We start from the raw sequence: 12,898 nt of genomic DNA, 5'->3' as shown, positions 1-12,898 counted from the left end.
CATGCAGTATCACAATATTACAAAAGATGACATGCTTAACGGTGATGGACTGCGGGTCGTCCTGTGGACAGCGGGCTGTTCACACGGATGCAGGGAATGCCACAATCCTGTTACATGGGATCCGGACGGCGGGCTCCCCTTTGAGGAAGAAACAAAGCAGGAATTATTTGAACAGCTGGAAAAAGATTATATTAGCGGTATTACATACAGCGGCGGAGATCCGCTGTTCCCTGCCAGCAGGGAATGTATCACAGCGCTTGCAAAAGAAATACGTGCAAGATTTCCGGACAAAACCCAGTGGCTGTATACCGGCTTTGAGTGGGAAGAGGTCAAAGACCTGCCTGTAATGCAATATCTGGATGTTATCGTAGACGGAAGGTTTGAAATTGACCAAAAGGATACGCAGCTGCACTGGAAGGGCAGTGCAAACCAGAAGGTAATTGACGTTCAGGAAAGCCTGAAAAAGCAGCAGATTGTGTTGCACGACTCATAACCAAAGAGCACTGCGTAATACATATGCAGCGGTGGAGGCTGCGATAGAGCAGCAGATTAAGGTTAACAAAGGAGAAAGAACATGCAGAGAATTGCCAAATTTCATAAAGTGAGTCTGGAGCAGTTTAAAAAAGACTGGATCGATACATTTGGACTGGAAGACGAAGCAGATATCCAGGAAATATATGACGGAATCAAGCTGCCAAGAAGAGCGACAGCAGGTTCTGCGGGCTATGATTTTTATGCCCCTGTCCGCCTGGTGCTGGAGCCGGGCCAGACGATCAAGGTTCCTACCGGTATCCGTGCAGAGATGGAGAACTCCTGGGTTCTCAAGTGTTATCCGAGAAGCGGCCTGGGTTTCAAATATAGGCTGCAGCTGAATAATACGGTAGGAATTATAGACAGCGATTACTTCTACTCTGATAATGAAGGACATATTTTTTCAAAGATAACGAATGATACGAAGGAAGAAAAAGTTGTCGATATAGGCAGAGGTGAAGGCTTCATGCAGGGGATCTTCATCGAATACGGCATTACTGTCGACGATGATGCCACAGAGACCAGGAACGGGGGTTTTGGAAGTACAACAAAGCAAAGTCTTTGATAAAAAAGCAGATATCAAGAGCACGTTTTATGATGGGAGACCATTTCATAGGACGTGCTCTTTTTAATCGATTGCATAATTCAGGAAGAACCGGGGATTCTAACCATAGAGATTATCTGTTTCCAAAGGACAGTAAAAGAGAAAGGATAGAGATTCCATGATTGAGAAAAATACGAAAAAAGTCAGTAGCTCCTTACAGGAAAATATAGAATATATGAATCAGGTTCTGCCGGTTCAGGAAAGCTTTGATGTGATTCAGCGGGATATGCTTATCGGCGGAAAAAAGGCAAGCTTTTATTTTATAGACGGATTTACCAAGGATGAGACCATGCTGAAGATCATGACATCGTTTTTCGGTCTTCAAGCAGATGCTATGCCTGAGGATGCTACCTCATTTGCCCAGCAATGCATCCCATATGTGGAGGTTGATATCATTGGAGACTTTGACCAGGTATTGCGGAACATTTTGTCAGGGGTTACGTGCCTGTTCATTGACGGATATGAGGTGTGCATTGCAATCGACTGCCGCACTTATCCGGCCAGAAGCGTTGAGGAACCGGAGAAGGATAAGTCCCTCAGAGGTTCAAGGGACGGATTTGTAGAGACAATCGTGTTCAATACAGCCCTGATGCGCAGGCGTATCCGCGATCCGCACCTGATTATGGAGATGGTGGAGGCCGGTCAGACAAGCAGAACAGATATATCGCTCTGTTACATGTCTGACCGTGTGGATCAGGAACTGCTTAAGAATGTACAGGAGAGAATCAAGAACCTAGAGCTGGACGATTTGAGGATGAACACGCAGAGCCTGGCAGATGCCATGTTTAAGCGAAAATGGTTCAATCCATTTCCAAAATTCAAGTTTACGGAGCGGCCGGATACAGCAGCAGCGTGCCTGCTGGAGGGAAAGGTTGTAATACTGGTGGACAATTCGCCTTCCGCGATGATACTGCCCACTTCTATATTTGATATGATAGAGGAGGCAAATGATTACTATTTTCCTACGCTTACGGGGGTTTACCTCAAAATATCCCGGGCGCTGATCACCATACTCACGGTGTTTCTGACTCCTGTTTTTCTGTTGTTTATGCAGAACCCGAACTGGCTGCCGGATGTGTTTGCGTTTGTTGCGGTAAAAGATACGGTCAACATTCCGTTAATATTCCAGCTATTGATACTGGAACTATCGATTGACGGCTTGCGGCTTGCGGCCCTGAATACGCCGAGTATGCTCAGCACGCCGCTCAGTGTAATAGCGGGTCTTGTCATGGGAGAATTCTCGGTAAAGTCTGGCTGGTTTAATTCGGAGGTGATGCTCTATATGGCCTTTGTTGCGGTAGCAAACTATACGCAGCCCAACTTTGAACTGGGGTATGCACTAAAATTCATGCGGCTTTTACTGCTGATACTGACTGCCTGCTTCAACGCCGTTGGATTTGTGATCGGATGCATTCTGATCGTATGCTTCCTGGCATTTAATAAGACGTTATCCGGAAGAAACTATCTAAATATAAAACTTCAGTAGCAGAATCAGCGGTAAAGCATACTGAAAATCAATGCCCTGTTCTTCCCAAAGCAATATGGGAAGGACAGGGCATGCCGTTTTATCATCTTTGCGCTGTCTCTCTCATATCAGCTCCCTTTTTATACAGGCGCAGCCCGGCGGCTGTCAGAAGAACCGCCGCAGCTGCCACCATAATAAAGAGAAGGGGGCTGCTTGTGTAAACAACTAAAAAGTTCAGATAGCTGCCGAATAGATTGAACAGGATATGAAACAGAATAGCAGGATAGATGCTTCTCCCTAATTTTAAAATGCATCCCAAAATAATTCCTATTAAAAATGCATAAATCCCCTGTATCAGATTCATATGATAGACGCCAAAGAGAACTGCCTGTAATAAATTGGCGGCCCAGAAAGGGAGTGCCTTCCGGAAAAAATGAAGCATCAGTCCACGGAAAATCAGTTCTTCACAGACAGGCGCAAGAATTACAGCGTAGACGGTCAGAAGCACCGTCATATCGTTCATGCCGGCGCTCTCAAACAGCTGGTTATAGCTTTCGTACCAGTCAGGCCGGAAATTAGCCACCACAATAATCAGATATGAAGCAATGTACTGCATGGAAACCATCAGGATGAAACACGCCAGCAGCATCCTGGCGTTGAAAATCTGTCCCGGCCGGCGCTTCCGCATCCCTTTGGGAACCGCTGCGATGCGATACCAGGTTCCAAGAAGCAGGATGGTCACCGCGCTGTATAAGAGCATAATTTTAGTATTAAAACCGGAATCGAGTAAGATGTTACCAAACGCGTATATGTCAAAACCCCCTGAAGAAAATAAACACATATAAAGAGCCTGGAATAAGGAGCAGATCAGACTGGCTAAGATCTGGATTGCGAATGCAGCTGCCAGCGGAAGCAGCGCCATAAGAAAGTAACCGGCCTTTTTGAGTATGTTTTTAATTAGAATCGACCTCCTTTTAAAGCAAATCTTAAAATTGATTCATACTGTATACCCAAAGGGCATCCCGTAACACATACCCCTTCGGGTATAAAAAAGACTGTTGTTTTAGATTTCAGTATATCACAGGTAAATAAGAAGTTCCATATAGAATCCGGAATGTTAGTGTGTTATACTATATTCATTGTTCCGGTTTACAGCACAGCTTCACAACCGGAATCGGCCTGGCCCTATAAAGCCGGTTTGAAGGGGCAGGGTTATATAGAAAATTAAGTGAAGAAAAGAGGTAGTTTTAGTTGGAAGAGAACAGGGAAATTGAAAAAGCAGACAGTGCGGGAAATCCGGGAAAGGATGAGAGACTGGGCAGTGCGCCGCTTGGAAAATTGATCGCCGAGATGGCGGTTCCGGCAGTGGCAGCCCAGATTATCAATGTACTCTACAATATCGTAGACCGTATTTATATAGGGCATATTCATGGTTACGGCGACATGGCGCTGACAGGAGTGGGGGTAACCTTTCCGATTCTAATGGTGATCGCGGCCTTCAGTGCATTTGCAGGCATGGGCGGCGCACCGCTGGCATCCATACAGCTGGGAAAGAAAAATTACGAAGGTGCCGAAAAGATTCTGGGTAATTGCGTAGGATTGCTGCTGATTTTTTCGGTGATTCTGACAGTCGGATTTTTGATATTCAAGACTCCCATACTATATGCATTTGGCGCCAGCGATACAACCATAGTCTATGCGGAACAGTACATAAGTATTTATTTGATCGGAACCATATTTGTACAGTTCGCCGTGGGGCTTAATACGTTTATTAGCGGACAGGGGAACGCCAGGATCGCCATGTTTTCCGTGCTGATTGGGGCCGTGATTAACATCGTGCTGGATCCTATCCTGATCTTTGCAGCAGGAATGGGCGTACGGGGCGCGGCGCTGGCGACGATCATTTCCCAGGCGGTAAGCGCCCTCTGGGTGATATGGTTTCTGACTTCAAAGAAAAGTGTCATCCGTATCCGCAGAAAGTATATCCGCCTGAATGCGAAAACAGTGGGGAGCATAGCGGCGCTCGGCGTATCTCCTTTTATCATGCAGAGCACGGAGAGCCTGGTTATGATTACCCTGAATTCCGGGCTTCAGAAATATGGAGGAGATCTGTACGTGGGCACCATGTCCATTATGTCGAGCATCATGCAGCTGATCGTAATTCCCGTGCAGGGCGCGGCCCAGGGAGTACAGCCGATCATGAGCTATAATTACGGTGCCGGCAAACTGGAAAGGGTAAGAGGTGCTTTTGCACGTATGGTTGTGATATGTTTGACTGCCACGGTTGTATTGGCCGGACTTGCCGTCATAAAGCCGGCAATATATGCCAGACTGTTTACAAGCAATCAGGAATTGATCGCGCTGACCTGTAAGGTAATGCCGGTATATTTCCTGGGAATCACGGTGTTTGGAATCCAGATGGCATGCCAGACCACATTCCTGGCGCTGGGCCAGGCAAAAGTCTCGCTGATCATTGCACTTTTGCGTAAGGTGATTCTGCTGATACCACTTGCTATTATCCTTCCGAAGTTCATGGGAGTCATGGGAATCTACAGAGCCGAACCGATAGCTGATTTTACTTCCGTGGCTGTTTCAGTGCTTCTCTTTTTCCTCACGGCCAAAAAGATTTTGCGTTCTGACGAAAAAAATGATATGATAGGAAAAGCTTAAATTACAGGAGGGAAGGATATGAGAGAATTTATAGTTACAGTTAACAGTACGGTAGACTTGCCAAGGGAATGGGTAGAAGAGAGGAATGTACCGGTTGTTCCTTTAAAATATACAATCGACGGCGAAACCTATACAGATATGTATGGTCTCACCGGCAAAGAATTTTTTGCAAAGTTGAGAGAAGGGCATATGTCCGTGACCTCCCAGGTGAATCCGGATGAGGCCAAGGCAGCCCTGGAGCCATATTTAAAAGAAGGAAAAGACATACTCCACCTGGGATTTTCATCAGGCCTCAGCGGCACATACAACAGCATGAGGATTGCAGGGGAAGAGCTGGCCGAAAAGTATCCGGAAGCCAAGGTCATCATCATAGACACGCTCTGCGCATGTCTGGGAGAAGGCCTTCTCCTCTACAAAGTGCTGCAGCAGAAAGATGCAGGCAGAAGCATCGATGAGATCGCACGGTGGGTAGAAGAGAATAAGCTGCATATCTGCCACAACGTAACCGTAGACGACCTGCATCATCTGCACAAAGGCGGACGCGTATCAAAAGCCACGGCAATCGTAGGCACCATGGTCAAGATCAAGCCGATCATCCACGTAGACAACGAAGGCAAGCTGCAGGTAATCGCAAAAGAGCGGGGCCGCAAGCGTTCACTGAACAAGATCGTTGAAATGGCCGCAGAGAGAGCAAAGGGCTGGGACAACGACATTGTCATGGTCACACACGGAGACTGCATCGAAGAAGCAGAATACGTGGCGGAACTGGCCAAAGAAAAACTTGGAGCCAAGGAAGTCCTGATCAACAACATCGGAACCGTAATTGGAAGCCATACAGGACCGGGAGTCGTAGCCATCTTCTACATGGGGGAAGAGCGGTAGTGTGAGGGGGTGTGGCTGGTATGGGGACGCCTGCCTGGAATGCGGAGCGGGATGTCCCGGGATAAAAAAGGATGGGGGCTGGATGCGACCCGTCCGCGGAGAAGTCCTAACGCAAAAGAAACCGTCCATGAGGGCACGTACAACATGCAACGGGAAAGCCTGATGCTTTCCCGTCTTAGGTTGTACTGGGAAGTGATTTTGGAAAATCACTTCCCATCCCTCATGGACGGTTTCTTTTACGTAAGGACTTCTAACCGCGGTCTCTACGCATCCAGCCCCCATCCTTTTTTATCCCGGGACATCCCGCTCCACATTCCAGGCAGGCTGGACGCATCAAGGCAGACCAATCCTCACCCCTGGTGGGACTCTGAGACGGGTGCAGTGGATCTTTTTTGGGTACACGTAACATAATTATGCCGGTAATCTATGTCGATGTCTATGTTAATTTATAAACAACTGGCATAATTTGTGTTACGTGTACCCAAAAAAGATCCACTGCACCCGTCTATGCCCACCCTCTAGGGAATGGTCTGTCTTCCGGCAGGATGCGACCAGCTAAGTGAAAGACGGGCATGGGGGACGGCGGGGGTATGTATGCCGTTTCAGATGGCTCAAAGTGCGTGTTAGAAGCCGTTAGAGAAAAAACAGGGAACATGGAGGGCAGAATTTGTTTTACCAAAACAAATTCTGTTGCCGCCGGCGGCGCGAATGCATCGGCATTCGGGCCAACTGCGGCAAGTCCCTCCATGTTCCCTGTTTTTTCTCTTACGGCTTCTTCACAAACGGCCGCCAACTGAAACGGCATACATACCCCCGCCGTCCCCCATGCCCGTCTTTCACTTAGCGCCCCTTCTGGATCTCCCTCCCCTAGAGACTCATAATCCCTAAGGCATTCATTACGGAGCTGATCAGGATAAGCACCAGTAAGATAGGCGCGATCCATTTTATCATGATTGTAAAAAGTTTTTTACTCTTAAAGGCTGCGCCTTCTGCGGACGCCTCTTCGATGATGGTTTTGGGTTTGATGAAAAAACCAACAAAGATACAGGTGAAGAGCGCTACGATCGGCATTAGGACGCTGTTACTCATAAAGTCCCAGAAGTCCAGTATGGACATTCCGATTGGCTGGATGAAATCCCAGACTCCGAATCCGAGGGAGGAAGGGATTCCCATCAGCAGTACGTAGATTACTACGATGATACAAGTGAATTTTCTTTTCCATTTGAACCGGTCCATCAGGATGGAGACGATTGTTTCCATCAAGGAAATGGCTGAGGTTACTGCGGCAAAGAATACCAGTATAAAGAATACGGTTCCTACAAATCCTCCCATTGGCATGCTCGCAAATACTTTGGGCAGTGTAATGAACATCAGCCCTGGGCCTGCGCTGAGGGCGGACTGGTCCCCGCCGGAGAAGATAAATACGGCAGGAACGATCATGAGCCCGGCAAAGAATGCAATACCGGTATCGAATATTTCAATCTGCCGCACGGAGCCTTCCAGGCTGGTAGACTTTTTCATATAAGATCCATAAGTAATCATAATGCCCATTGCCAGTGACATGGAATAGAAGAGCTGCCCCATGGCCGCAAGCAACGTCTTGACCGAAAAGTCGGACATGTGGGGCATGATGTAATATTTGAGGCCTTCTATGGCTCCGTCCATTGTTAAAACGTAGATAGAGATCCCGATGGTGAGGACTACGAGTACCGGCATCAGGAACTTACTGACAGTTTCAATTCCCTTTTCAACACCTAAAATCACTACAACCGCCGTGAAAACAACGAATAATGCAAACCATAGTATGGGGCTCCTGACTCCGCCGATAAATGTGGTGAAATAGTCATCTCCTGCGGCTGCTTTTGTTCCCCCTGTTACAAACGTAGCAAAATACTTGATCACCCATCCGCCGATAACGGAATAGTAGGGTAGTATGATGATCGGTACCACAGCGGCCAGGACTCCGAGAAATCCAAAGCGTTTATCAAGCTTTTTAAAAGCTCCGATTGCACTCAGGCCTGTCTTGCGGCCGAGGGCAATTTCGGCAACCATAAGGGTAAAACCGAAAGTTATGGCTAGGATAATATAGCATAATAAAAATGTTCCTCCGCCATATTTGGCTACGAGATATGGGAAACGCCATATGTTTCCGAGACCTACAGCAGAACCGGCGGCAGCCAGAATAAAGCCGATTTTACTGGTGAAATTACTTCTGTTTTCGTTCATTTGATAAAAAAACCTCCTCATTTTGACCCGTAATATTAGACACTAATGGCTATATTATGACATGAAGCCCGGCTGTTGACAAGTGAAATTAACCAATTCCACCGTAAAAAATTCCAAGAATATATACAAGAACGGCAACACCGCAGAATACGTATCTGGTCATGGGCTCGAACCATTTGCCGACCATTTTCTTTCTGCCCGTCTGAACGGATTCCCTGGCAAAACCTCTGCGGCAGACCCAGAACATCGTGATTCCTGCCAGGAGGGCGCCGAGCGGAATAACATAGATCGATATGGTATCCATCCAGATGCTGAGCAGGTCACCTTCTACAAAGATACCGATGCCGAGTGTAACCACTCCGATGATGGCAATCGACTTTACACGGGAAAGTCCAAAACGGCTCTGCAGAGCTTCCACGGGGCTTTCCAGAAGGTTCATCAGGGAGGTAACCCCTGCACAGAGCACCGCAAAAAAGAATACCACGGCAAACAGGCGGCCGAAAGGAAGGCTCCTGATGACCGCCGGGATCGTAACAAACAGAAGCCCGGGACCGGAATCGGGAGACATGCCGTAAGCGAAAACTGCCGGGATAATAACGATTCCGGCCAGAAGCGCAGCCAGCGTATCAAAGACAGCCACATTTTTTGCACAGCTGATGATGTCCACGTCCTTTTTCAGGTAGCTTCCGTATACAACCGTGCCGCTGCCTGCAAGAGAAAGGGAGAAGAATGCCTGTCCCATTGCAAAAACCCAGGTCTTTGGATTGGCCATGGCTCCCCAGTCCGGTTTGAATAAATAAGCATACCCCGAAAAGGATCCTGGCAGCATGGCAACGCGTACTGCCAGAAAGATAAACAGTATAAAAAATGCAGGCATCATGACCTTATTGATTTTTTCGATTCCGTGTGAGATGCCAAAGGACATACAGACCAGGACAATCAAAAGCCCCAGAAAATGCCAGGGTATACTCCCGAAATCCTGCGCCAGCGCTCCGAAGACCTCTCCCGGTTCCCGGGAACCCAGAATGTCCCCTGTTATAGAAGAGAAAAGAAAACGCAGGATCCATCCGATGACAACACTGTATCCAATGGCAATCCCAAGGGAGCCGATGACTGGAATCAGCCCCACCAGGCTTCCAAGACCCGGTGCATTTCTCTGCGCGAATCCTTTTTTGAAAGCGCCCAACGGCCCGGACTGCATTGCGCGCCCGAAAGCCATCTCACCAATCACGCCGGTCAGGCCGATCAGCACAACAAACAGGATATAAGGAATTAAAAATGCAAATCCGCCGAATTCTCCGATTCGATAGGGAAAGAGCCAGATATTGGCCATGCCGACGGAACTCCCGATACAGGCAATGATAAATCCCCATTTATTTTTGAATTTGTCTTCTGACGGCTTGCTCTTTGCCCCATTTTGCTGTAAACTACTCATAGTTATTCCTCTTTTCTGTAAAAGTAGCAATATTATAACATAGTTTATCGGAAAAATTAAGAGGAAATCTATTGACATTCACCTGAAAATGTGATAGATTATAATCTGCGTGAGGCAAAAAATAAAGTAGAGTATCCACTCTCACCATAGCACAATCGGGTGACTATTGGTTTGATATTGAAACATTTACACGGTCATTGGCTGTGTATGTCAATATGCGGGTGGAGATGTTCACTCGTTTTTTTAATTTTATAGGAAATCAGATCCTATGAAACGGTTTGCTTTCGCGGAAGAACCTGAAGGAAATTCATTTGATGGAGGTATACAACAATTAGCGATTTAATGATTAATGAGCAGATCAGAGACAAAGAAGTTCGTCTGGTTAGTGAGGATGGGGAACAGTTAGGAATTATGTCATCCAGAGAGGCCCTGAAGATGGCCATGGATGCGGAACTTGATTTGGTGAAGATTGCACCGATGGCGAAACCGCCGGTCTGCAAGATTATTGATTATGGCAAATTTAAATACGAGCAGACACAAAAAGACAAGGAAGCTAAAAAAAAGCAGAAGACTGTTGAGTTAAAGGAAGTGCGTCTGTCACCTAATATCGATACGAATGACCTGAATACAAAGGTTAACAATGCAAAGAAGTTTATCGCAAAAGGTAACAAAGTCAAAGTGACACTGCGTTTCCGTGGAAGAGAGATGGCTCATATACAGCAGAGCAGACATGTTCTGGACGATTTTGCACGGATGCTTTCAGATATTGCGGTTATTGAGAAACCTGCAAAACTTGAAGGAAGAAGCATGAGCATAGTTTTAACTGAAAAACGTTAAAAATATATTATTACGGGTGTTTATACACTCAGTAAACGCACAATGAAGGAGGAAATACATCATGCCAAAAATCAAAACGAATAGAGCGGCAGCAAAGCGCTTCAAAGTAACAGGTACAGGGAAACTGAAAAGAAATAAAGCATATAAGAGCCATATCTTAACAAAGAAGTCTACAAAGAGAAAAAGAAATCTCAGACACCCGGCTATCACAGATGCTACAAATGTAAAAAACATGAAGAAAGTATTACCATATCTGTAAGATTTGGAAGTTGATGAAGGAGGATTAAGAAATGGCAAGAGTTAAAGGCGGTATGAACGCTAGAAAAAAACATAACAGAACCTTAAAGTTAGCAAAAGGATACAGAGGAGCACGTTCCAAACAGTACAGAGTTGCAAAACAGTCTGTAATGAGAGCGCTTACATCATCTTATGCAGGAAGAAAACAGCGCAAACGTCAGATGAGACAGTTATGGATCGCTCGTATCAATGCTGCAGCAAGAATGAATGGATTATCATACAGCAAGTTCATGCATGGACTGAAACTGGCTGAAGTGGATATGAATAGAAAGATGCTGGCTGAACTGGCAGTAAGCGACAAAGAAGGTTTCGCTACACTGGCAGAGGTTGCAAAAGCAAAGATTGCATAGTAAAATAATACTATGAAGCCCGAACCCCCTAGGGACTCGGGCTTTTTTCATTTTCTATGTGGGATTTGGATGGACAGGAGATGTTTGTATGAGAAATCATGAAGTTACAACAAAGCAGCCTTTATTAAATGAAGACGGAAGCCTGAGGGAACCAGGATGGTCCAGGCAGCTTATCCAGGAATATAACCGAAACCAGATTAGAGCGTCCAGGCTTCGGATCAAAGAATGGGATTATTATTTGGTGCTGAACCAGGACTTCGCAGTGGCATTTACGCTATCGGACGATGGGTATATAGGCCTTCAGTCAGTCTCTCTTCTGAATTTTAAAGGAGGATGGGAACACACGGAGACAATTCTAAATAAATTTCCCATGGGGAAGATGAAGATGCCATCCACTTCGTCAGAAGGAAATATCCGTTACAAAGATAAACGCCTGAAGATGGAATTCTGCGTGGAACCCGGAAAGCGGACGATTACCTGTGATTTCAAGGACTTCTGGGACGGAAAGCCTTTATACTGTGAGATAACACTTTCCCAGCCACCGATGGACACAATGGTTATCGCCACGCCCTGGAAGAACAAAAAGACGGCCTTTTATTACAACCAGAAAATAAACTGTATGCGTGCCGAAGGATCCGTGACGTTTGACGGAACCACCTACTGGTTCAGCCCGGAGACGGATTACGGAACCCTGGACTGGGGACGCGGCGTATGGACCTATGACAACCGCTGGTACTGGGGGTCAGGAAACGGAACCGTGGGAGGAAGGCCCTTTGGTTTTAATATAGGTTATGGATTCGGCGACACGTCTGCAGCAACGGAAAATATGCTGTTCTATGACGGCGTATGTCATAAGCTGGATGATGTAACATTTCACATTCCAAAGGATGATTACATGAAGCCCTGGCGTTTTACATCCAGCGATGGCAGGTTTGAGATGGACTTCGAGCCGGTATTGGATCGGGCGGCCAAAATATCAGCGTTGGTAATTGCCTCTGACCAGCATCAGGTCTTTGGAAAGATGAGCGGCAGGGCTGTACTGGATAACGGGATGTTTATCGAATTAAAAGACTTTATGTGCTTTGCGGAAGATGTGCATAATCGCTACTAAATCGGGATTTAGCGACGAACTTTAGTTTCGGCGCGGATGGGGACGCTCCATAAAGGGATAGCCGAAAACCTCCCGGAGAACATCCATGTTCTTTCAAAAACGCGGCCGAGGACCTAAGAAATTCTAGGCGGGAAACAGCCCTGAAAATGGAGCACCACTGACACATCACGAGAAATCAGATGATTTCTCGCGCTGGGTCAGCTGATTTTTGGATTCGGAATCCAAAAATCTCTCCATTTTCAGGGCTGTTTCCCACCAAGAATTTCTAAGGTTCGCTTTGAGCGTTTTTGAAAGGACATGGATGTTCTCCGGGAGGTTTTCAGCTATCCCTTCATGGAGCTGGTGCATCCGACCGGCAGGAAAAAGCTCGTTTCTAAGGAGGGGCCTCAAACGGGGGCAGCGTATGGATATAAAATTGGCTGTTTTTTTATGTCCCCAGTAGGTGTATATAAGTAAGGTGATACGGCTTCCAGTTCATACACATCTGGAA

The 12,898-nt window shown here is 46.6% G+C and carries 12 protein-coding genes; 9 read left to right on the top strand and 3 right to left on the bottom strand.

Features of this window, described 5'->3' with window-relative positions; all coding sequences use genetic code 11:
• The first annotated feature begins 1 nt into the window (after position 1).
• From nrdG to GKG43_RS05135, 3 genes are all read left to right on the top strand, one after another.
• The gene (nrdG, locus tag GKG43_RS05145; RefSeq protein ID WP_025657346.1) at positions 2 to 493 is read left to right on the top strand and encodes an anaerobic ribonucleoside-triphosphate reductase activating protein; all 492 of its coding nucleotides are present in this window, start codon (positions 2 to 4) and stop codon (positions 491 to 493) included.
• Positions 494 to 574: 81 nt separating this feature from the next.
• Positions 575 to 1,096 carry a deoxyuridine 5'-triphosphate nucleotidohydrolase gene (locus GKG43_RS05140; RefSeq protein ID WP_055154839.1) on the top strand — a complete coding sequence of 174 codons (522 nt, stop codon included), beginning with the start codon at positions 575 to 577 and terminating at the stop codon, positions 1,094 to 1,096.
• A gap of 157 nt (positions 1,097 to 1,253) precedes the next feature.
• Positions 1,254 to 2,621, top strand: a complete 1,368-nt coding sequence (locus GKG43_RS05135) for a spore germination protein (protein ID WP_129878838.1) — start codon at positions 1,254 to 1,256, stop codon at positions 2,619 to 2,621.
• An 82-nt stretch (positions 2,622 to 2,703) separates the two neighbouring features.
• On the opposite strand, the gene GKG43_RS05130 is transcribed toward GKG43_RS05135, so the two are convergent.
• Positions 2,704 to 3,360, bottom strand: coding sequence for a type II CAAX endopeptidase family protein (locus GKG43_RS05130; protein ID WP_173020078.1), 657 nt, complete (start codon positions 3,358 to 3,360; stop codon positions 2,704 to 2,706).
• A gap of 491 nt (positions 3,361 to 3,851) precedes the next feature.
• Between GKG43_RS05130 and GKG43_RS05125 the strand changes: the two genes are divergently transcribed.
• Together GKG43_RS05125 and GKG43_RS05120 are read left to right on the top strand one after the other, a co-directional pair.
• On the top strand, positions 3,852 to 5,270 hold the full coding sequence (locus GKG43_RS05125) for an MATE family efflux transporter (protein WP_330377736.1): 1,419 nt from the start codon (positions 3,852 to 3,854) through the stop codon (positions 5,268 to 5,270).
• A gap of 18 nt (positions 5,271 to 5,288) precedes the next feature.
• Complete coding sequence (locus GKG43_RS05120) at positions 5,289 to 6,152, top strand: DegV family protein (protein ID WP_050642145.1); 864 nt, start codon at positions 5,289 to 5,291, stop codon at positions 6,150 to 6,152.
• 867 nt (positions 6,153 to 7,019) lie between these two features.
• Here GKG43_RS05120 and GKG43_RS05115 read toward each other — a convergent pair.
• A complete protein-coding gene (locus tag GKG43_RS05115) occupies positions 7,020 to 8,378 on the bottom strand; it encodes a sodium-dependent transporter (protein ID WP_050642147.1) in 1,359 nt (452 codons plus the stop codon).
• 88 nt (positions 8,379 to 8,466) lie between these two features.
• Complete coding sequence (locus GKG43_RS05110; protein WP_129878836.1) at positions 8,467 to 9,813, bottom strand: sodium-dependent transporter; 1,347 nt, start codon at positions 9,811 to 9,813, stop codon at positions 8,467 to 8,469.
• Between the two features lie 342 nt (positions 9,814 to 10,155).
• Between GKG43_RS05110 and infC the strand changes: the two genes are divergently transcribed.
• The 4 genes from infC (at position 10,156) to GKG43_RS05090 (ending at position 12,408) form a co-directional block, all read left to right on the top strand.
• The gene (gene infC, locus GKG43_RS05105) at positions 10,156 to 10,650 is read left to right on the top strand and encodes a translation initiation factor IF-3 (protein WP_025657354.1); all 495 of its coding nucleotides are present in this window, start codon (positions 10,156 to 10,158) and stop codon (positions 10,648 to 10,650) included.
• Between the two features lie 61 nt (positions 10,651 to 10,711).
• Entirely contained in the window at positions 10,712 to 10,909 is a 198-nt protein-coding gene (rpmI, locus tag GKG43_RS05100) for a 50S ribosomal protein L35 (RefSeq protein WP_009004123.1), read from the top strand.
• 31 nt (positions 10,910 to 10,940) lie between these two features.
• Positions 10,941 to 11,297, top strand: coding sequence for a 50S ribosomal protein L20 (gene rplT, locus GKG43_RS05095; protein ID WP_025657355.1), 357 nt, complete (start codon positions 10,941 to 10,943; stop codon positions 11,295 to 11,297).
• Between the two features lie 88 nt (positions 11,298 to 11,385).
• Positions 11,386 to 12,408 carry a DUF2804 domain-containing protein gene (locus GKG43_RS05090; RefSeq protein WP_055154834.1) on the top strand — a complete coding sequence of 341 codons (1,023 nt, stop codon included), beginning with the start codon at positions 11,386 to 11,388 and terminating at the stop codon, positions 12,406 to 12,408.
• Positions 12,409 to 12,898 lie beyond the last annotated feature (490 nt).

Origin of the sequence: Eubacterium sp. BIOML-A2, assembly GCF_009680135.1 — a bacterium.
Lineage (GTDB): Bacteria > Bacillota > Clostridia > Lachnospirales > Lachnospiraceae > Faecalicatena > Faecalicatena contortus_B.
This window is presented reverse-complemented; position numbering and strand designations above follow the sequence as displayed.

Coding starts and splice junctions, on each gene's coding strand:
- rpmI (WP_009004123.1), top strand. CDS start 10,712: ATGCCAAAAATCAAAACGAATAGAGCGGCAGCAAAGCGCTTCAAAGTA.
- GKG43_RS05120 (WP_050642145.1), top strand. CDS start 5,289: ATGAGAGAATTTATAGTTACAGTTAACAGTACGGTAGACTTGCCAAGG.
- nrdG (WP_025657346.1), top strand. CDS start 2: ATGCAGTATCACAATATTACAAAAGATGACATGCTTAACGGTGATGGA.
- GKG43_RS05140 (WP_055154839.1), top strand. CDS start 575: ATGCAGAGAATTGCCAAATTTCATAAAGTGAGTCTGGAGCAGTTTAAA.
- GKG43_RS05115 (WP_050642147.1), bottom strand. CDS start 8,378: ATGAACGAAAACAGAAGTAATTTCACCAGTAAAATCGGCTTTATTCTG.
- GKG43_RS05110 (WP_129878836.1), bottom strand. CDS start 9,813: ATGAGTAGTTTACAGCAAAATGGGGCAAAGAGCAAGCCGTCAGAAGAC.
- GKG43_RS05090 (WP_055154834.1), top strand. CDS start 11,386: ATGAGAAATCATGAAGTTACAACAAAGCAGCCTTTATTAAATGAAGAC.
- rplT (WP_025657355.1), top strand. CDS start 10,941: ATGGCAAGAGTTAAAGGCGGTATGAACGCTAGAAAAAAACATAACAGA.
- GKG43_RS05130 (WP_173020078.1), bottom strand. CDS start 3,360: ATGCTCTTATACAGCGCGGTGACCATCCTGCTTCTTGGAACCTGGTAT.
- infC (WP_025657354.1), top strand. CDS start 10,156: ATGATTAATGAGCAGATCAGAGACAAAGAAGTTCGTCTGGTTAGTGAG.
- GKG43_RS05135 (WP_129878838.1), top strand. CDS start 1,254: ATGATTGAGAAAAATACGAAAAAAGTCAGTAGCTCCTTACAGGAAAAT.